Origin of the sequence: Nonomuraea dietziae, assembly GCF_014195505.1 — a bacterium.
Lineage (GTDB): Bacteria > Actinomycetota > Actinomycetes > Streptosporangiales > Streptosporangiaceae > Nonomuraea > Nonomuraea roseola.
Genome location: NZ_JACIBV010000001.1, coordinates 1,385,347 through 1,405,703, shown reverse-complemented (window position 1 = coordinate 1,405,703; position 20,357 = coordinate 1,385,347). Strand labels below are relative to the sequence as shown.

The following is a 20,357-nucleotide window of genomic DNA, read 5'->3' as shown; positions in this document are numbered from 1 at the left end:
GCGCTGGGTTCAGATGCGCGCGAGGTGCAGGCGGATCTGGGTGCCGGGCCGGCCGGTGCGGATTTCCAGGAGCTCGCACAGCTGGCGTACCACCCACAGACCGTGTCCGCGAGGGGCGGCGGGGTCGGGGGGCAGGTAGCCGGGGATCGGGGTGTCGAGGTGCCCGGGATCAGTGACGTCGCAGACGAGGACGTCGCCGTCGATCCACATCCGGATGCGGCCGTGCCCGCCGCCGTGCTCGACGGCGTTGGTGGCGACCTCGTTGACCGCCAGCATGAGCCGGTCGGTCTGGTCGGCTCCCAGGCCGAGGCCGGCGGCCAGGCTCGCGAGCCGCTGCCGCATGCGGTGCAGGTCGGCGTCGAAGCCGAAGTCCGTGGCGGTGCCGGCGGGCGCGGGCGACAGCGGCAGGTGGTCGGTGGCGTAGGTGAAGGCCACGGGGTCGGTGTAGGCGGGGCTGGCCTGCCAGGCGGGGCCCGACATGAGGTCGGGGTGGGTACGGCGGGCGTCGGAGACGATCTGCTCGGGCAGCGCCCGCTCGTCGTAGGGGCAGACGATCCAGGCCGGGCTCGTGGCGAACGCGGCGTTGATCACCGACTCGTACCGCGTCCATTCGGCTTGTTGCGCCGGGGTCCGGCCGTGCCAGAGCGGCTCGCCGATGACGCGCACACGCGGATGCCGCCGCTTGTGGTCGTCGACGTAGTGGCCGTAGGCGGCCAGCGTGCGGCCGGGGGCGTGGTACCAGTTACCGGCCTCGACGAAGTCCACCTCGGCCGCGGCGGTGTCCAGGGCGCCGGTCAGCAGGTCGATGTTGGCAGGGGTGGTCACCGCCAGCACCCTGTCTCCGGCGGCCAGGCCGTCCAGGCAGAAGGGGATGGTGGCGGCCAGGAACTCCTGGTCGCTGCCGTAGATCAGCGCATGGTGGATCAGCCCTGCTGAGGGAGTGCGCGCGTCGGGGTTGATGGTGGTGCTCATGCGCGCACCGCCTCCTGCTCGATGACCAGGCCGGGGACCGCGTCCCAGCCCACCAGGGTGATGATCTGTCTCAGCCGGGGTGCCAGGTGGCGGATGCGCAGGCTGCTTCCCTCGGTCAGCGCCGAGGCCGCCGAGGCCAGTTCGCGGATACCCGCCACGTCGATGAACTCCAGCTCGGCCATGTCCACTCGCACGTCGCCGCCCGCGCGGGCGGCCTGCTGCAGCGCGGCACTCCAGGTGGGGGTGGTGCTGTGGTCCACGGTGCCGGCCACGCGCAGGACGCGCGCGCCGTCGGCGTCGAAGGTCGGCGTGATGCTGAGCGTGCCGGTCTCGAACAGGGCGTTCATCTGCGCCTGCTCGGGATGGCAGTCGGTCAGCCCGGTCAGCCGCTCGGCCGGGAACAGCCGTGCGTCGTACTGGCACAAGCCCACGGCGCGGCCCACGGCGTAGACACCGGTGACGCGTCGCTCGAAGTCCTCCAGCTGATCGGTGCCCGGCTGTCCGGCCAGCGCCCAGCTCATCTCCCCGCTGACCCGCAGCCCTGCCCAGCCCGCCGCCAGGCTGGCGTCGACCTCACGGCGCAGTATCTCGATCATCGTGTCCGGGTCGAAACGGCCCCCTGAGAGATAGCTCTCCTGAGCCGTTCTGAACTCCAGGCGGCGCGCGGCGCCGGCCGAGGCCACGTCCACACCGGCCTCCTCCAGCCACGACCGCACCCGATCCGAGCCGGGCGCGTCGCTGAAGTACAGCACGCGCTCCCGGCTCTCCAGGCCGCCGGCCAGGAAGGCGGTCACCACCGCACGCTGCTCGGCCTCGTGGGCGAACGCCAAGCACACGTGATCACCCAGCTTCACGTCCTTGATCTGGCGCACAACCCCACCAACGTTGGCTCGACCCGTCTCGACAGCCCGGGACAAATGTAGCCGTCCACCATAGTGCGGACCACGCTCACCCGCCGTGCGGAACGACGCTCGATGGGGCCGTCCAAGAGCTTCCCTGTCGAAACGACGGGGCACGCGGTCACTCGTTCGGCGCCTCGCTGCTGTCGCGCTGCGTCGGATGCGGGACTGCTAAGGAGCGATCTCGTGGGACGCGGGGGCGGTCGAGAGCATCCGGTCACCGGATCGCGCCGAGTCGCCGGGCGGGGAGGGGATCGCTCCGCGCGACGGCGCCGACGCCTTCGCCGCCTCCGCTGCCAGCAGGGCGGCGCCGAGCTGGACGGCGACCAGGGTGCGGATCGGGATCGGCGTGGCGGAGAAGTCGCTCTCGGCTTCGGTGAACCAGGCGTCGAAGAGCGCCTTCACCCGGGCGCGTTCGGCCCGGATGGCCGGGGCCGGGTTGCCCGCGGCGAGCTCGGCGTCCAGCAGGCGCAGGCACATCCCGCCGTACCTCAGCCGCATGCTGTGCTTGAGCTGCTCCTTGCCGACGACCTCGGCTACCGTGGCGGGCTGGTCGGCGCCGGGGTAGTCCTCCCATTCGGAGATGTAGTCGTCATGGGCGCCGAGGAAGTCCTCCAGGGCGCGGCGGAAGGGTGAGCGCACGGTCAGCTCGGAGTCGGCCTTCGCCAGGGACTGCCTCAGCTCGGCGATCAGGTCGCGCTGGCCGGTGAGATAGGTCGAGATCACCTCACCGTACGTCTGGCCTGTGGGGGTCTCGTCGGAGACGCGGGGATCGGCCCAGTAGGGGAGCTCGGTCACCAGGTGCAGGGCGCCGAAGCGGTCGGCGTAGTCGACGCTGCCGCCGCCGATGCCGTAGATCTCTCCGAGCTCGGCGCCGCGCGGTGTCACGTACGCCGCAGGGGCGATCCGGGTCGCGCTCGGGACCTCCGGCGGGCCCATGTGCAGCGGCAGGCCCTGGCCTGCCGCGATGGCGGTCAGGGCGGCGGCGAGGCCGGGCTCGTTCCTGCTGAGGTAGTAGAAGGCGCCCTGGAGCTCGCCGTTGTGCAGCGAATAGACGAAGGAGGGCCTGACCTCGTCCATCAGCCCCATCAGCGCCTCGGTCTCAGGAAGCGTGCGGTCGAAGGTGTAGCCCTCGCCGGTCAGCGGGAAGGTCCACTCGACCTGGTCGGCCTCGCACGGGCGGTAGAAGTGCTCGGCGTAGGCGCGGCGGTCACCCGGCCGGACGTACCAGCCCTCGTTGAGGCGGGCTCCGTCGGGGTCGACGCAGGGGATGAGGTGCCATCGGTAGCCGAACTCCTCGCGGAGCCAGGCATCGTCGATCAGCCGGCGTAGCAGGCTGCTCACGGTGAGCGCGCCGATCGGCTCGTTGGGGTGGGGGCCGCCGATGATCACCGCGTCGTGGGGGCCTGCGCCGATCGTGGCCACGCGCAGCGGTTCGCCGAGGCGCGAGGTGCCGATGCGGCGCAGCCGTACCAGGTGCGGATGGGCGGCGGCGAGCTCGTCGAGCTCGCCGTGCATCTGGTCCACGGTCGGGAACGCGGCGTAGTCGGGGACCCGGTTCATGTGCTGGTCGACATCCATGCCCGGAAAGATAATCTGGATTATTCTAATAATCTAGATTATCGTGGCGCCGACCTCGAACAGGGAGACCCCAACGCCATGCGACTGACCAGGGCGGAAAGCAAGGCCGCCAACAGGCGCGCGCTGATCGACGCGGCCCGCGAGGTCGTCGGAAGGGAGGGCGCGAACGCGAAGCTGGAGGACATCGCCGAGCTGGCCGGGTTGACCACGGGGGCCGTCTACTCGCTGTTCGGCGGCAAGAGCGGCCTGATGGTCGCGATGATCGACGACTACACGGGCCCGCTCGACCTCGGACCGGTCGAGGAGATCGCACCTGGCCGGCCACTGGAGGAGGTCGTCGTCACCATCGCCAGGCAGTACTGGCGGATGTCGGCCGACCCCGAGGCCGCCACGCTGCTGCTGTTCGAGATCCGCGTGATGGACCTCGTGCTGAACGACGCCGAGTTGCTGACCAAGCTCAACACGGCGATCAACGCCTCGCAGGCCCAGCTGGCCGAGCACCTCGCCGGCCGGGAGCACGCGGGCGTGCCCGTCACGCGCGAGCAGGCCGTGCGCCTGGCCCGCGCGCTCAAGGCGATGCTGTCCGGGCTCGGGCAGGCCGTCGTGCTCGGCGTCCACGGCAGCTCCGAGGAGTACTTCGCCGACGTCGCGCGGGCCCTGATCACGCCCGGGGTGCTCGGCCCGGCATAGCCAGGTCGCGGGTTCGGGGGAACGCGCGACCGTACACCACCCCCACCCGAAAGGCCCCACCATGCCCAGATCCGGCTTTGGCGTCATCGGCGCGCCCGTGTTGTTCATCGGCGTCTTCCAGCTGCTGGAGATGATGCTGTCGCCAGCGCTCCCGCTCATCCAGCGGGAGCTTTCCGCCTCGCCAGGCGAGCTCGCGTGGATCTTCACCGGCGGGCTGATCAGCTCGGCGATCAGCACCCCGATCATCGGCCGCCTGGCCGACATGTACGACAAGCGCACCCTGCTGCTCACCCTGATGGCGATCACCAGCGCCGGAGCCCTCGTCTCCGGCCTGGCGCCCAACGTGCTCGTGCTGATCGCAGGCCAGGCGGTGCAGGGCGTCTGGCTGGGCATGCTGCCGCTGACCGTCGGGCTGTTCCGCGACACCCTCGAACCCGAGCGCGGCGCCACCGGAAACGGCCTGGTCATCGGCGTCGCGGCCCTGGCCAGCGCGCTCGGCCTCGTCCTCGCGGGGCCGCTCACCTCGGCGCTCGGCTACCGGTGGCTGTTCTTCCTGACCCTGGCCGGCGCGCTGGTGGCCGCGCTCTGGGCCTGGCGGGCGGTGCCCCACACGCCCAGAGCGGCCTCGGGGCGCGTCGACTGGGCCGGCGGCCTGCTGCTCGGCGTCGGGCTCACCCTGCTCATGCTGGGCCTGACCACCTCCTCGAGCGCGGGCTGGACGGCTCCCGCCACCCTCGCCCTGTTCGTGAGCGCGGCGCTGACGCTGGGCCTCTGGACGGTCGTCGAGCTCCGCACCGCCGACCCGCTCGTGGACCTGCGGCTGCTGGCGGGGCGCTCACCCGCGGGAGTGACCGCGATGGGGTTCCTGTTCGGCTTCGCCTCCTTCGGGCTGGTGGTTGCGCTGCCCATGATGTTGTCGCTGCCCGTGGAGACCGGGTACGGCCTGGGCGCCGACACCCTGTGGATCGGGATCTACATGTTCCCGCTCGGCATCGCGGGCACCCTGGTCGCGCCGCTGGTCGGGCCGATGACCAGGCTGCTCGGACGGCGCGCCGTGCTGGTGCTCGGCAGTGCGCTCGTCTCGGCAGGCACCGCCGTGCTCGCCTTCTGGCACTCCTCACCGTGGCAGATCCTGGTCGGGGTGACGATCCTGGGGCTGGGCGGCTCCATCGGCCTCACCTCCGCCCTCAACGTCGTGGCCGCCGACGTCCCCGGCGACCGGGCGGCAGGGGTCAGCGGCGTGGTCTTCGTCGCCAAGAGCATCGGCGGCACCTTCGGGGCGCAGATCGGCGGCATGGCGCTGGCAGCCGGCACCGTGGCGGGGGTCCCCGCGGAGAGCAGCTTCGTCGACACCTACCTGCTCTCCGCGCTGCTCGGCCTGCTCGCCGTCGGCGCCGCCTTCGTGATCCCCTCCGCTGTACGGGACGCCCAAGGCGGCCGCCCAGCTTCGGCCCCCACGACAAAGCCCGCCGTCCCTCAGGGTGACACCCTGTGACGGCGACCAAGGAAAGCCAAGGAAGGGAGCAGCCGGTGCGGGTCTACATCTCCATCGACATGGAGGGCGTCACGGGCATCGCCACCATGGACCAGGTCGTCCGCGGCGGTCACGGGTATCCGCGATCGCAACGGCTGATGACCGCCGAGGCCAACGCCGCCATCGAGGGCGCCTTCGCGGCCGGAGCCGACAGCGTCCTGGTCAACGACAGCCACGGCACCATGGACAACCTGCTGCACGAGGAGCTCGACCCACGCGCCCGGCTGATCTTCGGCACCCCCAAGCTTGACTGCATGGCCGAGGGCATCGCGGCCGAGCACGACGTGGCCATGTTCCTCGGCTACCACGCCGCGGCCGGCTCGCCAGGCGTGCTCGCCCACACCTACTCCTCGCACTTCTACGAGGTGCGGCTCAACGGGCGTCCGGTGTCGGAGGCCGAGGTCAACGCGCTGCGGGCCGCCGCGGTAGGCGTCCCGGTGGGGTTGCTGACCGGCGACGACGTCATCTGCGGCGTCGCGGAGAAGGCCTTCCCCGGCGTGCGCACGGTCGCCGTCAAGGTCGCGCACGGGCACACCGCCGCGGACAGCCTCTCGCCGGCCGAGGCCAGGCGGCTGATCCGGGAGGCGGCGGCGGAGACCGTACGGGGGGCGGGGGAGCTGGCGCCGCTCCAGCTGCCCGAGGTGCTCGAGCTGGAGATCGACATGCCGAGCACGCCCGCGGCCGAGCTGGGCGCGCAGATCCCCGGCGTGCGCAGGATCGCTGACAAGACGCTCGCCGCCACCTTCGCCACGCCCACGGAGGTGTTGGGCTGCGTGACGGTCTGCTACCACCTCGCCGCCGACGCCATGATCAGCCGGATGGCCCTGTACGGCCGCCGTTAGCTCCCGCGAACAGCGCGGGACCCGCACGGCGACCTCGGCCGCCGTGCGGGTCCCGCCCTCCTTCGATCAGCACGCCGCCTGCCGAGGGGACGTTCAGACGGCGCAGCTCACCGTCTCCACCACCGTCGTGCAGGCCTCCAGGCCGGCTTCCTCGGGCAGCACGCCGAGGCCTGGCTCGGCGGGAACCGCCAGTTCGCCGCCGTCGAGCACGAACGGGCGGGTGATGTCGCGGTGGTAGTACCGCTCGGTGGCGGAGATGTCGCCCGGCAGCGTGAATCCGGGAAGGCTGGCCAGCGCGAGGTTGGCGGCCCGGCCCAGGCCTGTCTCCAGCATGCCGCCGCACCAGACCGGCACGCCGTTCGCCTGGGCGAGGTCATGGATGCGGCGCGCCTCCAGGTAGCCGCCCACGCGGCCGGGCTTGATGTTGATGATCGAGCAGGCGCTCCTTCTGATGGCCTCGGCCGCGTCGCGCGCGCTGGTGATGCTCTCGTCCAGGCAGACCGGCGTGTCCATGCGGGCGGCGAGCGCCGCGTGCGCGTGCAGGTCGTCAGGGGCGAAGGGCTGCTCGACCAGCGCGAGCCCGAAGGCGTCGAGTTTCGCCAGATGCCTGAGGTCACCCGGCTCGTAGGCGGTGTTGGCGTCGACGGTGAGCATCACCTCGGCGCCGAACGTCTCGCGCACCGCCCTGACCGGCTCGAGGTCCCAGCCGGGCTCGATCTTCAGCTTGATCCTGGCGTAACCGGCGCTCAGGTGCCGGTCGACCGTGTCCAGCAGCGCGTCGACGGTCTCGGCGATGCCGACGGAGACGCCCACGCGCACGCGCTGCCGTACCCCTCCCAGGTGGGCGGCCAGGCTCGTGCGGCGGGCCCGCAGCCAGCAGTCCAGCACCGCCATCTCCACGGCCGCCTTGGCCATCGGGTGCCCGCGCAGGTGCCGCAGCGCGGGACCGACCGCCGCCGGATCCAGCTCGAGCGGGGCCAGCGCGGGGAGCATGAACCGCCTGATCGCGTCGGCGGCCCCTGCGAGGTGTTCGGGGCTGTAGGTCGGCTCGTCCTCGGCCGCGCACTCGCCCCAGCCCTCGCCCTCGTCGGTGAGCACCCGCACGAGCAGCGCGGTGCGAACCGTCTGCGTGCCGAGCGAGGTGCGGAACGGGCTGACCAGCGGCAGCGCGACCTGGCGCAGTTCGACGGCGTCGAGCTTCACGCGGCACCCCCGCGGGCGAGCAGGTACCAGCCGGAGCGGGTGAACCCGGTGACCCGGTAACCCTGGCCGAGTGCGCCGCCGAGCCCGCTCGCCAGCGCCGCCCGCCACCTCCTGGCCGCGGCGGGGTCCGTCGTGCGCAGCGCCTCGACGTCCGCCGGGGTGGCGCACCGCAGCAGCGGCGCTCCCTCGGCGTCCCTCACGGCCCCCGTCTCGTCCACCACGACCACGCCCTCGCGCTCGGGAACCGGCGGGGGAGCGGCCTGCTCGACCGGCCAGGTGACGAAGAGCCGGTCGGAGGGCCCGCCGTCGTTGATGCCGTCGCTCATCGGCCCGTAGAAATCGGGCAGGTAGGCGCCGACCTCGGCGCCCAGGCGGGTCAGGTTGAAGAAGGCGTTGCGCCGGACCAGCGGGTCGAACGTCCAGGAGACGGCCACGAGCCCGTGCTCGGCCGCCCAGTCCCGCTGGTGTTCCTTGAGCCCCCGGCCCACGCCACGTCCGCGCGCCTTCTCGGCGACGCCCGCGACATGCGAGTGCAGGCTGTGGCCGGCCGCCAGGAACCCCGTCGCCACCCCGACGAGCTCGTCGTCGAGGAAGGCGCCGCCCACGTACCCGCCGGTGTGGGCGAACGCGCACAACAGGTCGAGGGCTATCGGCGGGTCGTCACCGCGTCTGGTTCCCCAGATCTCGCGGAGCAGTCGGTCGGCACGCCGCAGCGCCACGGTGCCGTGGAGGGAACGGATGGTGAGGTGTTCGGCCATGGGCATCAGCATCGCGGCGCGCGCCGTCCGGGGCGTTGGCGTCCACGCCGAACTTCATCGGCTCCGCTTTGTGGCGGCGTTCAGCCTGAGCTGGAGGGCGAGCACCAGCCGCGTGTCCGGATCGTCCAGCGCGATCAGCTCGCCGATCCTGCGCAGCCGGTACCGCAGCGTGTTGGGGTGCAGCGACAGCAGCTCGGCCGCGCGGGGCACGTCGTAGTGGGCGCCGATCCAGACGGTCAGGCTGTGCACGTAGTGGGTGCCGTGCCTGGCGTCGTGCGCGGCGACCAGCGCCAGAGGCTCGCCGGACAGGGAGGGTTTCGGTCGCAGGGCGGCCTCCACGTCCATGAGGAACAGCGCCGCCGACAGCTCCTCGTGCGACCCGGCCAGCTCCTGGGTGAACGGCCCGCAGACCGCGCGCAGCGCCTCTTCGGCCTGGCGCGCGCCGGCGGGCACGGCGGCGACGGAGGCGGCGGTACGGCCGATGCCGGCCCGCCAGCCGCCGCCCAGCCGCTCGCTCACCCTGGTCAGCGTGTCCACGATGATGCGGCGCAGCAACGTCGCGGACGCCTCGGCCGCGACGATCGCATGGGCACGGCCGTCGACCACGCCGGTCGCGGCCCTGATCCGGTAGGCCACGAACGCGGTGCGCAGCAGGTCGGCGGCGTGCGTCGCGGCGAAGGCGTCGGCCGAGCCCGCGTAGGGGCCCAGCGTCACGACCGTCACCGGCTCGCGCGGCAGCAGGCCGAAGGAGGTGGCCAGCTCGTCGACCGCGCCGATGCCGCGTAGCAGCCAGCCCAGGCACTCGTCGCGCCTGCGCCGCGCCTCGTCGGCGGCCAGGTTGATGCGCGCCAGGTGCGGCGCCGCGGCGGTGGCCGCCTCCTCGAGGACCGCGGCGGCGTCGTGGGCCAGCGGCTCCTCCGCCTGCACCGCCCAGATCGTGCCGAGCACCTCGCCGTGCGCCCGGACCGCGATGGCCAGACGGGGATAGAACTCGCGCGGCTCGTGGCTCCAGACCACCCCGTCGGCGCGCAGCACGGCCGCGTACTCCTCGGCGTTGGTCGGGTGCTCGGGCACCCGGCGGCCCAGGATGCCCTCCCGTCGCAGCTCGTCGATGCGCTGGCCCTCGACCGTGGAGTAGGCCAGCACCCGCATCGCCAGATCCTCGATCGCCACCGCGCCGCCCACCCGGACCGCCACCTCGTTGGCCAGCACGAACAGGTCGGCCGCCCGGGTGCCGCGCGGGTCCTCTGCCGGGGCGACCATCGCGAGCAGGGCCTCGATGAGCGTGTAGAGCTGTCCCCAGGACAGTTCGGGCGGCGCGGCGAGCAGCGCCGTGCCCGCCGCCTTGGCCGCGGTGGCCAGCGCCTGCTCGTCGCAGGTGCCCGGCTTGACCACGACGACGGCCACGCCGCTCTCGCCCGCGCGGGCCAGGATCTCGGCCGACGGGCGGCCGGTCACCAGCAGGACCGCGCCGTCGAGCCCCGCCTGCGGCTCTTCGGGGTCGTAGATGACCGGGGTGCCCACCAGCGGCTCCCTGCCGTGCGGCAGCGCCAGCGGGCGCGCCAGGCCGGGGCCGAGACTGTCGATCAGCACGCCGAGCGTCACCCGCCCGCGGGCCGTCACCGGGCGCCCCGCCTGAGCATCCGGCCGTGCCTGCCGCCGGTGAACTCGCCGTCGGCGACCACCTGGCGCCCTGCCATGAAGACGTGCTCGACCCCGGTGGGCCGCACGTCGGGGCTCTCGTAGGTGCCCGCGTGGCCGATCGTGACAGGGTCGAAGACACACAGGTCGGCGATCGCCCCCGGACCCAGCCAGCCGCGCCCGGCCAGACCGAACTGGGCGGCGACGGCGGAGCCGAGCTTGCGGATCGCCTCAGGCATGTCCTCCTTCTCGACGTAGGTGCCGAGATAGGTGGGGAAGGTCCCGAACGTACGCGGATGGTTGGGGCCGACAGGAGGCCCGTTGTCGGAGCCGATGGAGATCAGCGGGTCGGCCAGGAAGGCGGCCAGGTCCCGCTCGTGCATGGTGTGGAAGACGCCCGAGGACTGAGGGTCCAGCCTGACCAGGTCGCACAGCGCCTCCCACGGGTCGCCGCCGAGGTCGGACAGCCGCCTGCCCTCGATGCCAGGGTCGTTGTGGACGAGGATCTGCACGTCGGAGGGGTGCAGCTCGCGCCAGAAACCGACGCCGGTGCCGGTGGCAGGGTCCTCCGCGAGCGCGCGCAGCGCCGCACGCTCGGCCGGGTCGCCCAGCCGCTCCAGCAGCGCCTGCTCGCCGCCCTCGCACGCGATCGGGGGCAGCACCGCGACCAGCATGGTGCCGAAGGCGAGGTAGGGATAGACGTCCGCGCGCACGTCCACGCCCACGCGGCGGGCCTGGGCGAGCTTGTCCAGCATCATCGCGGAGGCGCCGTGCACCGCTCGCCCCGAGGCCTTGCAGTGCGAGACCTGCAGCCGGACGCCCGCCCGCTTCGCCACCGCGATCGCCTCGTCGAGCGCGTCGCCCAGGCCCTCGCTCTCGCTGCGCATGTGGGTGGCGTACGGCAGGTCCCAGCGCTTGGCCACCAGCGCGAGCGCGACCAGCTCCTCCAGGTCGGCGTAGGCTCCGGGCACGTACTCCAGGCCGCTCGACAGCCCCACCGCGCCCGCCTCGAAGGACTGGGCGGCCAGCTCGCACATGCGCGCCAGCCGGTCCGGCGTGATCGCGGCGCTCATCCCGGCCGCGGCCAGGCGAAGCGTGTTGTGCCCTGCCATCACGGCCAGGTTGTTGCTCGGCCCGGCCGCCTCGGCCGCGTCCAGGTAGTCGCCGAGGGTGGCGAAGGCCGCCCCGGCCAGTTCGGCCGGCAGGAAGCTCCTTGACTCCGGATCGACAGGGCCGCACGAGAAACCGCAGTTGCCCACGATCTCGGTGGTCACGCCCTGCAGGAGCTTGAACGGCTGCGGCTCCTCCAGGAAGGGAACGGTGTCGGAGTGGCTGTGCGGGTCGACGAAGCCAGGGCTGACGAGCAGGCCGGAGACGTCGATCACGCGACGGGCAGGGCCGAGGTCGCGCCCGACGGCGGCCACGCGCCCGTCGGCGATCGCGACGTCGGCGTGCCGGGGCGCTCCTCCGAGCCCGTCATGGACGGTCCCGTCGCGAAGCAGCAGGTCATGCATGGCGCTAGGCTCCCTTGCCCGCCATCGCGGGCGCTAGGTACAGAAGTATGAAATTTCAGGGCGCGGCCGGTACGGAGGCCACAAGCCTGCGCGTGTAGGCGTGCGCGGGGGCGTCGAGCACCTCCGCCGTGTCACCGCTCTCCACCACCTCGCCGCGCGCGAGCACCACCAGCCGGTCGGCCATCTGCCTGACGACCGCCAGGTCGTGGGTGATGAACAGCATGCTGGTGCCGACCTCCCGCAACAGCTCCAGGACGTGCGCCTGGACCGAGACGTCCAGCGAGGCCACCGGCTCGTCGCAGATCAGCAGCGCCGGCCGGACGGACAACGCCCTGGCGATGGCCACCCGCTGCCGCTCCCCACCCGACAGTCCGGCCGGCCGCCTGCGGGCGTAGGCGACGGGCAGCCCCACCAGCTCGAGCAGCTCCGCCGGTGTGAGCCTGTCCTTCGCCGGGCCCTGCGCCGCCGCCTCGGTCAGCGTGGCGCCGACCGTCAGGGCCGGGTTGAGCGAGGTCGAGGGGTCCTGGAAGACGCACTGCACCAGCTGGTGGCGTGGCCGAACAGGGTCGGCCAGCTCGATCGTGCCGGAGTCCGGCCTGACCAGGCCCAGAACGCAGCGGGCGAGCGTGGTCTTGCCCGAGCCGGAGCCGCCGACGACACCGACGCTCTCACCGCGGTTGACGTGCAGGGAGACGCCGCCCAGCGCGACGTGCGAGCCGTACGTCCTGCGCAGGCCGGTGACGCGCAGCACCTCGTCGCCTGTCACCTGGCGGCGCTCCTGCCCGCCCTCCTCGACGCGGGTCCTGGGGCGCACCTCGTGCAGGCAGGCCGTGAGCCGCTCAGGGCGCAGCTCGCGCAGCGGCGGCCGGGCGTGCGCGCACTCCGATGTCGCCTGGTCGCAGCGGGCGGCGAACGCGCACGTCGCACTCACCTGCGCCGCCGACGGCACGCTGCCCCTGATGCCGATGAGCCGGGGCAGCCGCCGCTCGACGGTGGGCACGGCGGCCAGCAGACCCGCCGTGTACGGATGCGCGGGCGCCTTGGCCATCTCGGCGGGCGGCCCCTGCTCGACGATGCGCCCCGCGTACATGACCGCCACCCGGTCACACAGCTCGAACGCCACCCGCAGGTCGTGGGTGATCAGCAGCACGCCCATGCCACGGGCCCGCTGGAGGCCCCTGATCAGCATGAGGATCTCGTGCTGCGTCGTGGCGTCCAGCGCCGTGGTGGGCTCGTCGGCGATCAGCAGCCCCGGGTCGGCCGCCAGCGCGGCGGCCAGCGCCACCCGCTGTCGCATGCCGCCCGACAGCTGGAACGGATGGCGCCCGGCCACGTCCGGATCGTCGATGCCCACCTCGGCCAGCCGGCGCAGCACCTCCGCCCTGTCCCTGCGCCCTCGCAGCGATTCGGCGACGTGGGCGCCCGCCGTACGCAGGGGGTTCAGCATGGCGAACGGGTCCTGCATGAGCAGGCTCACCCGGGTGCCGCGCACCGAGCGCCACACCCGCTCGCGCGCGCCGAGGAGCTCCCGGCCGTCGAGCGTGACAGAGCCGGTGGCGCGCAGCCCCTTGGGCAGCAGTCCCGTGGCGGCCCGCGCGGTGAGCGACTTGCCGCTGCCCGACTCGCCGACCAGTCCCACGGTCTCGCCGCTGGAGACCTCCAGGTCCACGCCGTCGACGATGAGCCCGGACCCGGAGATGCGCAGCTCGGAGATCCTCACCGCAGGCCTCCCTTCGACAGCGACTCGAACGCGCGGTCGCCCAGCAGGGTGGCCGCGCACGCGACCACGGTGATCAGGGCCGCGGGCGCGATCGAGGCCCACGGGTTCAGGTCGAGCAGACCGCGGTTCTCCTGGACCATGAGGCCCCAGTCGGGCGTGCCGGCAGGCAGCCCGATCCCCAGGAACGACAGGCCCGCCAGCGCGACCAGCGCCGCCACGAAGCTCAGCAGCGAGCTGGCCACCACCGTGGGCGCGAGGTTCGGCAGCAGGTGCCTGAACATGATCCGCGACGCGGGCAGGCCCAGCGTGCGGGCGGCCTCGGCGTAGGCCAGCTCCCTCTGGGCGAGGGTGAGGCTGCGGATCACCCGGATGTCGCCGGGCGTGAACAGCAGTGCCATGGCCAGCACCGCCCAGCCGTACCCGCCGCCGATCACGCCCACCACCACGATCAGCACGAGCATGCCCGGCATCGCGATCGCGAGGTCGACCGTGCGCATCATCAGCGCGTCCACCCAGCCCAGCCGGTAGCCCGCCAGCAGCCCGAGCGTCGTGCTCAGCACCGTCGTGCAGGCGGCGACGAGCACCGGCCACATCAGCGCGGAGCCCGCACCGGCCAGCAGCCGCGACAGCACGTCGCGGCCCAGGTCGTCGGTGCCGAGCCAGTGCGCGGCGCTCGGCTCCGCCGCGCCGAGCGCGAGATCCTGGGCGGCGGGATCGTACGGCGCCAGCCACGAACCGGCCACGGCCGCCACCGCAGCCAGGCCCAGCACGGCCACCAGGATCGCCCTCATGCCGTGGCCGCCTTGTGCCTGACCCTGGGATCGACGGCCACGTAGGCCAGGTCGATCAGCAGGTTCACGAGGATCACGATCGCGCCGCCGAACAGCACCAGCGCCTGCACCACCGGGATGTCCTTCTCGCCGACCGCGCTGATCAGCAGCGCCCCCAGCCCGTGCAGCCCGAAGGCCTGCTCGACGAAGACCGAGCCGGTCAGGTTGGCCGCCAGCAGCAGGCCGCCCACCGTCAGCACGGGCAGCGCCGCGTTGCGCAGCGCGTAGCTGACCCACACCCGCCACCTGGGCAGGCCGCGCGCCCTGGCGAAGGTCAGGAAGTCCTGCGCGGCCAGATCGAGCGCGGCGGCGCGCATCTGCCTGACGACGATCGCCGCCTGCGCCGCGGCCAGTGCGATCGCGGGCAGAGTGAGATGCACGAGGCGGTCCATCGGGGTGTCGCCCGCGCCGAAGACGGGGAACCAGCCCAGCGCGACCGCGAAGCCGTACAGCAGCAGGATGCTCAGTGCGAACGACGGGATGGACAGCGCGACCAGCGACGCCAGCGTGATGCCCTGATCCAGCCTGCCGCCGCGGCGCATCGCCGCGGCCAGCCCGGCGGGCACGCCCACCACGACCGTGAGCACCAGCGCGTAGCCCGCCAGCCCCGCCGTCACCGGCAGCCGGTCGGCGATCACCGTGGTGACCGGCTCGCGTGAGGAGATCGAGGTGCCGAAGTCGCCCCGCAGCGCGTCGCCCAGCCAGCGCGCGTAGCGGACAGGGAAGGGATCGTCCAGGTGGTACTGCGCGCGGATCGCCGCCCTGGTCTCGGGCGTGGACGGGCGCCCGCCGAGCAGCACCTGCTCGGGACCGCCCGGCGCGGCCGCGAGCAGCCCGTAGGTCAGCACGGACAATATCCCCAGCAGGAGAACGGCGGCGCACAGGCGCTTGACGACCGCCATGTCAGCGGCCCGCCGGGCGCAGCGAGGCGATGGCGTCCGTGGACCAGGTGGAGAACGTGCCCGTGAACCTCTCGTTCAGCGCGACGGCGTAGTCGGTATGGAACAGCGGGATGTAGGGCACCTGTTCGGCGATCTCCGTCAGCAACGCGGTGACCTGCTCCTTCCTGTCCTGACCGGTCGCCGAGGCCAGCGTGTCCAGCTGCTTGTCGGTGGCGGCGCTGCCGTAACCGGAGAAGTTGAAGCCCTCAGGCTCGGCGGCGGCGCGGCTGACCATGTCGGGCAGGACCTCGAGCGGGTCGGGCGTGCCGTAGGCCAGGTTGACGTACTGGATCGACAGGCGGTCGTGCTGCATCACCCGGGCGCGGTACTGGTCGGCGGGGCTCGGCTGCAGGGTGAGCCTGATGCCGATCTTGGCCAGGTCGGCGGCGACGGTCTGCATGACCGTGCCGCTGTCGCCGGTACTGGCGTACGGCGCCTCCAGCTCGAACCCCCGGGGGTAGGCGGACCTGGCCAGTTCGGCCCTGGCCGCCTCCACGTCGTAGGGATGGGCAGGCAGGGCCGGGAGGCTGTCGCCGTACAGCGCCGCCAGCTGCGGGCTCGGCAGCATGGCCACCGCCGGAGCGCCGTGACCGGCGGTCATCAGGTCCGACACCGCCCTGCGGTTGACCGCGTGCGCGATGGCCCGCCGTACGTGCGGGTCCTTCAGCGGGCCGTTGTTGACCGCCAGCGACAGGTAGCCGATGTTGTTGCCCGGGTAGAAGATCGTCTTGACGCCGGGCAGGCCGGTCCACTTGCGCGCGTCGCGGACGCTGACGCCGTCTGTGGCGTCCACCTCACCCGACCTGACCGCCAGCCGCAGCGTCTCGGGGTCGGCGATGGTCTTGAACTCCACCCTGCGCAGCGCGGGCCTGCTGCCCCAGTACGACTCGTTGCGCTCCAGGACCACGCCCGAGGTGAGCGAGAACTTCGCCACCTTGAAGGGGCCGGTGCCCATCGTGCCCACCTCGGGGCTGCCCAGGTCCTGGGGGTGCGCCTCGGCCAGCTTGCGCGGCGTCACCTGCCAGGCGATCGCCGACATGGCGAGGAAGGCGGGGTTCGGCCGCTTCAGCGTGACCTTGACCTGGCCGTCGCCGACCGCCTCGACCTGCTTGACCGTCGTGAAGTAGCTGGCCGCCTGCGAGGCGACCTTCGGGTCCAGGTGACGGCGCAGCGAGAAAGCGGCGTCGTCGGCCGTCAGCGGGGTGCCGTCGGAGAAGCGCACGCCCTTGCGCAGCGTGAACAGATAGGTGGCAGGGTCCGGCTGCGTCCACTCCGTCGCCAGCCGGGGCGCGGGCGCGCCGCGAGTGTCCAGGGTGACCATCGTGTCGAGGACCGCTGTCTGGATGAGGGTCGAGGCAGTGTTGAAACCGTGCGCGATGTCCAGGCTGTTGGGCGGGTGGGCGGTGGCCCAGACAAGGGAGTCGCGGGCCTGTGGCGCGGCTCCTCCTGAGGAGCAGGCGGTGGTGAGCGCGAGTACGACGGCGGCGGTCGCGGCCTTCGCGGATGTCATGGGACCACCTCGGAAAGGGTTCGGGCGGGGACAGTCGGACGCTAGGAGCAGGACAGCCGCCGTTCACTGACCCGGCAGCCAAAACCGGCGGCCCCCGCCTCGTCCTGTGGGCCAATCAGCCTTCGAAGCGCGTCCGGCGCAGGCCGCCGCCGCTCACCAGCAGGTCGCCCTCCTGGATACGGAGCGTGAACGGCCCGGCCTTCCACGCGCCGCCAGGGGCGGCGGACACCGGCAGTTTGAGCTCGCGGCCGATACGCACCTCGCCGTCGCTCACGACGGCGTCGACGCCGAACTCCCAGCTGCGGTAGACACCGTCGGGCAGCGGCGCATCCGAGGGCGGCTCGGCCGCGTCGAAGACGACAGGGGGGCGCGAGAGTGGGCCGACGTTGAGCAGCAGCCGGTCGCCGTCGATCTCCACCCAGCCGCCCTCGGCCTCTCCAGTCCCGTGCCAGCGTCCGTCGGCGCCGCCGGTGAACACGCCCACGCCGGCGATCACGAGGCCCTCGTCGGCGGGTGCGAGGGTGAGCGTCCCGTCCCCGGCCGGATCGTGCCAGTGCAGCCGCTCCGGCACGGCCAGCCTCTTCGGCTCGGGCTTCGGCGGCTCCTCCTGGCCGAGCAGCAGCCGCGCCAGCCGGTGCGACACCCTCACCGGGTTGATCGCCGTCTGGTTGGACAGCACCGCGATGCCGACACCCGGATCGGGCAGGTACAGCAGGTTCGACAGGTACCCGTGCATGCCGCCCGCGTGGGCGAACCAGCCATCGCCGTGATAGATCCCCATCGCGTACGCCTGGACCGTGCCGTCGGCCAGCACCCCTCGCTCCAGCAGCCGGTCGCGCAGGTCGGTGCCGAGCACCCGCCCGTCGGCCAGGAACCCGAACCACGGCGCCAGCCCCGCCACGCTCGTCACCAGTCCGCCGTCGCCGACCGCGCTCTCCTGGGTGTCGGCCCTGCGCGGCTCGCCCTGCGCGTTGGCGTAGCCGTACGCCAGCCTGTCCAGCGGAAGCGACGCGTCGTCACGGAACAGGGAATCGGCCATCCCCAGCGGCTCGAAGAGCCGCTTGCGCGCGAACTCCGCCAGCGACGAGTTCGTGACGCGGTTGATCACGACCGCCGCGAGCACGTAGCCGGTGTTGGAGTAGGAGAACGCCGTGCCCGGCTCGAACGTCGTCCTGCGGATGCCCGTGAGCACCTCCAGCAGCCGCTGCTCGGTCATCTCCGCCAGCGGCACGCCCGTCAGCGCCTGCAGCGCGTACCACTCCGGCAGGCCGCCGGTGTGCTGCAGGCACTGCCGCAGCGTCACCGGCGTCTCCAGGCTCAGCTCAGGCACGTGCGTCCGCACGTCGTCGTCGAGCCCCAGCTTCCCTTCGCGCTCCAGCAGCAGCACGCACGCCGCCGTGAACTGCTTGCTCGCACTGGCGATGTCGAACCGCGTGTGCTCGTCGACCGGCACGCCGAACTCCACGCACGCCGCCCCCTGGGCGACCGTCAGCACCGCGGCGCCGTCGACGTACACGCCGACGGCCAGGCCGGGGGTATGCGGGCTGACCAGCGAGAATACCTCGCGCTTGACTCGTTCGAGATCCATGCTGCCAGTATCACCAGGCGACCCGCGGCGCCCTTTGGCCTGCGGGACGACGGATGCGCGCCCTTCTTTGTCCTCGGGCCCAACCGGACGCCCGCGCACTCGCCTTCGTGGGTCTTGGTCGTCCACGTCTTCCCGATGGGGCGTCACTCGATCGCCCAACGGTCACCCAACGGCCGGCTCCTAGCCTGGCGCTCACTTCCATGCGGCCACCACTGGCCGCATCCGAGTGAGGAGATCCGATGAAGCTCAGACACTTCGCGGCCGCATCAGCAGCCATCGCCCTGGCGCTCGTGACCGCCTCCGCGACTCCGGCCAGCGCCGGAAGCTCCACCTGCTGGCTCAACGGCGATGCCACCTGCACGAGCGGGTCCGTCCCTGCCACCAAGGGGTACATCATCGCCAAGCTCGCGGGGGATGTTAAGGGCACGGTATGGGACACGATCAACAATGTGTCGGTCGGCTCCTTCTCCTGCGACCGGACGACCAGGCCTTGCGTGAAGACCATCAGCGGGCTGACTCACCGGTACAAGATCATCGTCAAGGCCGACTGGGACAACATCTGGAACAACGGCTGGGGGTCGGTGCAAGACGCGTAGCGTCCAGGTTCCATCGGTCGCCCTCCAACCGAGATGTCACCGGTTCGAACCCGGTTCGGCCAGGCGTCAGCCGTACCCGAGGAGGAGCCGAGCGATGGATGACCTGAGCGACCCCGTGCGTCCGGCTCGGATCCGTGGTCGCCGGCGGGGGCTCAGGGCGGGCCCTGGAAGTCGGGAGGGGGGAGCTCGCCGGTGTGGGGGCTGAGGGGACGGCCGGCCAGGAAGGCGCGGACGGCCTCCAGGTACGGCCCAGGCCTGTCGCGGTAGGCGTCGTGCCCGGCCCCGCGCAGGTAGACGAGCTGCGAGGCCGGCATGATCGCCCGGTAGCCGGCGGCCGACGACCAGCTCTGGTAGTCGCAGGAGCCCTTGACGATCAGGGTGGGAGCCGGGCTGCCGCTGATGCCCTCACCGATCCAGGAGGGGATCGGGCGCCGCACCAGGTTGGCGTACGCGCCGGTGACGGCGGCGGGCGCGGCGCCCGAGCCGCAGCGCCGGGCGGGGAGCAGCAGCCGGTGGTAGGCGGCCAGGCGGGCGTCGAGCTCGGCGTCGCCCACGACGGAGTGGGCGGCGGCGGGGTTCGCCTGAAGGAGCGCCGAGGCCGCCAGGACGCGCGGATGCAGCAGGCTCAGCGCCAGGCGGCGGTTCTGGGCGGCGTCAAGGCGGGCCAGCGCCGCGCCCGACGGAGCTGGCCGCAGCCCCGCGGGTGACGACAGGACGAGCCTGTCGACGTTGCCGGGGTGGCGGGCCAGGTAGGCGGCGGCCAGCAGGGCGCCCTCCGCGTGGCCGACCAGGACGAGCCGGTCGGCCCCCAGCCGCAGGCGGATCGCCTCGAGGTCGTCGAGGTCCCTGGTCAGGCTGTATCCGCCAGGGTCGGCCAGCCGGGACGAGCGGCCCGCCCCCACCTGGTCGTAGACGTAGACAGGGCGGCCGTCGGCGGCCAGGGCGCCGAAGAAGGCCGAGTCGCCGCCCAGGTCGGCCCGGCCGGGGCCGCCGTGCAGGACCACCACGGGCGGCAGCCCTCGCGACCGCTTCGGCTTCCTGACGACGTACGCGAGCCTGGAGCCCGTGGACAGCTCCCAGATCCGCTGGCCGGCGACGGGCGGTGGTGGCAGGGCGTCCCGCAGAGGGGCGAGGGTGGCCGCGGCCACCTGCCAGACGACCAGGGCCTCGACGCCGAGGATGGCGAGCGCGCGCAGCCAGCGGGGGAGCCGGGAGGCGGGACGGGGCAGGAGCAGCAGGAGCCCGAGGAAGAAGATCGAGGCGAAGACGCCGAGGGCCGCGCCCAGCAGGACGGCGGGCGTGGCGGTGAGGCCGGCGAGGCCCCCCAGGGTGGCCAGGGCCAGCACGGGGGCGAGCACCAGGACGGCCACGCCTGCCAGCGCGCGGCCCGCCAGGCGCAGGCCGCGCCGGGCGAGGCGACGCCACACGGGCCACAGCACACGCACGAACCTACTCGAAGACACTTTTTGTGGGATATGACGCCCAGGTTCAGGTGCGCACCATCCGACTTGTGATGATTTGCCGCATATGTATGGGCG

Annotated in this window: 17 protein-coding genes; 4 read left to right on the top strand and 13 right to left on the bottom strand. The window is 72.7% G+C overall.

What is annotated here, in order from left to right:
* Window positions 1-9: 9 nt before the first annotated feature.
* The 3 genes from FHR33_RS06930 to FHR33_RS06920 form a co-directional block, all read right to left on the bottom strand.
* On the bottom strand, window positions 10-972 hold the full coding sequence (locus FHR33_RS06930; protein ID WP_183645083.1) for an anti-sigma factor RsbA family regulatory protein: 963 nt from the start codon (window positions 970-972) through the stop codon (window positions 10-12).
* Entirely contained in the window at window positions 969-1,844 is an 876-nt protein-coding gene (locus FHR33_RS06925; RefSeq protein WP_183645080.1) for an MEDS and STAS domain-containing protein, read from the bottom strand. The genes FHR33_RS06930 and FHR33_RS06925 overlap by 4 nt, the downstream gene beginning before the upstream one ends.
* Window positions 1,845-2,042: 198 nt before the next feature.
* Window positions 2,043-3,452 carry a M14 family zinc carboxypeptidase gene (locus FHR33_RS06920; RefSeq protein ID WP_183645076.1) on the bottom strand — a complete coding sequence of 470 codons (1,410 nt, stop codon included), beginning with the start codon at window positions 3,450-3,452 and terminating at the stop codon, window positions 2,043-2,045.
* Window positions 3,453-3,530: 78 nt separating this feature from the next.
* Here FHR33_RS06920 and FHR33_RS06915 point away from each other — a divergent pair, with 78 nt between their 5' ends.
* The 3 genes from FHR33_RS06915 to FHR33_RS06905 all read left to right on the top strand — a co-directional run bounded on the left by FHR33_RS06915 (window position 3,531) and on the right by FHR33_RS06905 (window position 6,518).
* On the top strand, window positions 3,531-4,142 hold the full coding sequence (locus FHR33_RS06915) for a TetR/AcrR family transcriptional regulator (protein WP_221240977.1): 612 nt from the start codon (window positions 3,531-3,533) through the stop codon (window positions 4,140-4,142).
* 61 nt (window positions 4,143-4,203) lie between these two features.
* Window positions 4,204-5,637, top strand: coding sequence for an MFS transporter (locus FHR33_RS06910; RefSeq protein WP_183645073.1), 1,434 nt, complete (start codon window positions 4,204-4,206; stop codon window positions 5,635-5,637).
* Complete coding sequence (locus FHR33_RS06905; RefSeq protein WP_312895399.1) at window positions 5,634-6,518, top strand: M55 family metallopeptidase; 885 nt, start codon at window positions 5,634-5,636, stop codon at window positions 6,516-6,518. The genes FHR33_RS06910 and FHR33_RS06905 overlap by 4 nt, the downstream gene beginning before the upstream one ends.
* A gap of 93 nt (window positions 6,519-6,611) precedes the next feature.
* Here FHR33_RS06905 and menC read toward each other — a convergent pair whose 3' ends face one another.
* From menC to FHR33_RS06860, 9 genes are all read right to left on the bottom strand, one after another.
* The gene (gene menC / locus FHR33_RS06900; RefSeq protein WP_183645071.1) at window positions 6,612-7,721 is read right to left on the bottom strand and encodes an o-succinylbenzoate synthase; all 1,110 of its coding nucleotides are present in this window, start codon (window positions 7,719-7,721) and stop codon (window positions 6,612-6,614) included.
* Entirely contained in the window at window positions 7,718-8,479 is a 762-nt protein-coding gene (locus FHR33_RS06895) for a GNAT family N-acetyltransferase (RefSeq protein WP_246451700.1), read from the bottom strand. The genes menC and FHR33_RS06895 overlap by 4 nt, the downstream gene beginning before the upstream one ends.
* A 54-nt stretch (window positions 8,480-8,533) precedes the next feature.
* The gene (locus FHR33_RS06890) at window positions 8,534-10,102 is read right to left on the bottom strand and encodes a PucR family transcriptional regulator (RefSeq protein WP_183645064.1); all 1,569 of its coding nucleotides are present in this window, start codon (window positions 10,100-10,102) and stop codon (window positions 8,534-8,536) included.
* Window positions 10,099-11,634, bottom strand: coding sequence for an N-acyl-D-amino-acid deacylase family protein (locus FHR33_RS06885; RefSeq protein WP_183645061.1), 1,536 nt, complete (start codon window positions 11,632-11,634; stop codon window positions 10,099-10,101). Before FHR33_RS06885 ends, FHR33_RS06890 begins: the two co-directional genes overlap by 4 nt.
* 55 nt (window positions 11,635-11,689) lie before the next feature.
* Window positions 11,690-13,354 (bottom strand): ABC transporter ATP-binding protein, encoded by a 1,665-nt coding sequence (locus FHR33_RS06880; RefSeq protein WP_183645059.1) that lies wholly within the window; start codon window positions 13,352-13,354, stop codon window positions 11,690-11,692.
* On the bottom strand, window positions 13,351-14,145 hold the full coding sequence (locus FHR33_RS06875) for an ABC transporter permease (RefSeq protein WP_183645055.1): 795 nt from the start codon (window positions 14,143-14,145) through the stop codon (window positions 13,351-13,353). The genes FHR33_RS06880 and FHR33_RS06875 overlap by 4 nt, the downstream gene beginning before the upstream one ends.
* Entirely contained in the window at window positions 14,142-15,086 is a 945-nt protein-coding gene (locus FHR33_RS06870) for an ABC transporter permease (protein ID WP_183645052.1), read from the bottom strand. The genes FHR33_RS06875 and FHR33_RS06870 overlap by 4 nt, the downstream gene beginning before the upstream one ends.
* Window position 15,087: 1 nt before the next feature.
* On the bottom strand, window positions 15,088-16,635 hold the full coding sequence (locus tag FHR33_RS06865; RefSeq protein ID WP_183645049.1) for an ABC transporter substrate-binding protein: 1,548 nt from the start codon (window positions 16,633-16,635) through the stop codon (window positions 15,088-15,090).
* 115 nt (window positions 16,636-16,750) lie between these two features.
* Window positions 16,751-18,223, bottom strand: a complete 1,473-nt coding sequence (locus tag FHR33_RS06860) for a serine hydrolase domain-containing protein (RefSeq protein WP_183645046.1) — start codon at window positions 18,221-18,223, stop codon at window positions 16,751-16,753.
* Between the two features lie 239 nt (window positions 18,224-18,462).
* On the opposite strand from FHR33_RS06860, the gene FHR33_RS06855 reads away from it, so the two are divergent.
* Window positions 18,463-18,819 carry a hypothetical protein gene (locus FHR33_RS06855; protein ID WP_183645043.1) on the top strand — a complete coding sequence of 119 codons (357 nt, stop codon included), beginning with the start codon at window positions 18,463-18,465 and terminating at the stop codon, window positions 18,817-18,819.
* A 152-nt stretch (window positions 18,820-18,971) separates the two neighbouring features.
* On the opposite strand, the gene FHR33_RS06850 is transcribed toward FHR33_RS06855, so the two are convergent.
* Complete coding sequence (locus tag FHR33_RS06850; RefSeq protein ID WP_183645040.1) at window positions 18,972-20,264, bottom strand: alpha/beta fold hydrolase; 1,293 nt, start codon at window positions 20,262-20,264, stop codon at window positions 18,972-18,974.
* Between the last annotated feature and the right edge of the window lie 93 nt (window positions 20,265-20,357).

Excerpts from the sequence above, each read along its gene's own strand:
- FHR33_RS06895 (WP_246451700.1), bottom strand. The coding sequence starts at position 8,479 with ATGGCCGAACACCTCACCATCCGTTCCCTCCACGGCACCGTGGCGCTG.
- FHR33_RS06875 (WP_183645055.1), bottom strand. The coding sequence starts at position 14,145 with ATGAGGGCGATCCTGGTGGCCGTGCTGGGCCTGGCTGCGGTGGCGGCC.
- FHR33_RS06915 (WP_221240977.1), top strand. The coding sequence starts at position 3,531 with ATGCGACTGACCAGGGCGGAAAGCAAGGCCGCCAACAGGCGCGCGCTG.
- FHR33_RS06930 (WP_183645083.1), bottom strand. The coding sequence starts at position 972 with ATGAGCACCACCATCAACCCCGACGCGCGCACTCCCTCAGCAGGGCTG.
- FHR33_RS06920 (WP_183645076.1), bottom strand. The coding sequence starts at position 3,452 with ATGGATGTCGACCAGCACATGAACCGGGTCCCCGACTACGCCGCGTTC.
- FHR33_RS06860 (WP_183645046.1), bottom strand. The coding sequence starts at position 18,223 with ATGGATCTCGAACGAGTCAAGCGCGAGGTATTCTCGCTGGTCAGCCCG.
- FHR33_RS06855 (WP_183645043.1), top strand. The coding sequence starts at position 18,463 with ATGAAGCTCAGACACTTCGCGGCCGCATCAGCAGCCATCGCCCTGGCG.
- FHR33_RS06865 (WP_183645049.1), bottom strand. The coding sequence starts at position 16,635 with ATGACATCCGCGAAGGCCGCGACCGCCGCCGTCGTACTCGCGCTCACC.
- FHR33_RS06885 (WP_183645061.1), bottom strand. The coding sequence starts at position 11,634 with ATGCATGACCTGCTGCTTCGCGACGGGACCGTCCATGACGGGCTCGGA.
- FHR33_RS06910 (WP_183645073.1), top strand. The coding sequence starts at position 4,204 with ATGCCCAGATCCGGCTTTGGCGTCATCGGCGCGCCCGTGTTGTTCATC.
- FHR33_RS06870 (WP_183645052.1), bottom strand. The coding sequence starts at position 15,086 with ATGGCGGTCGTCAAGCGCCTGTGCGCCGCCGTTCTCCTGCTGGGGATA.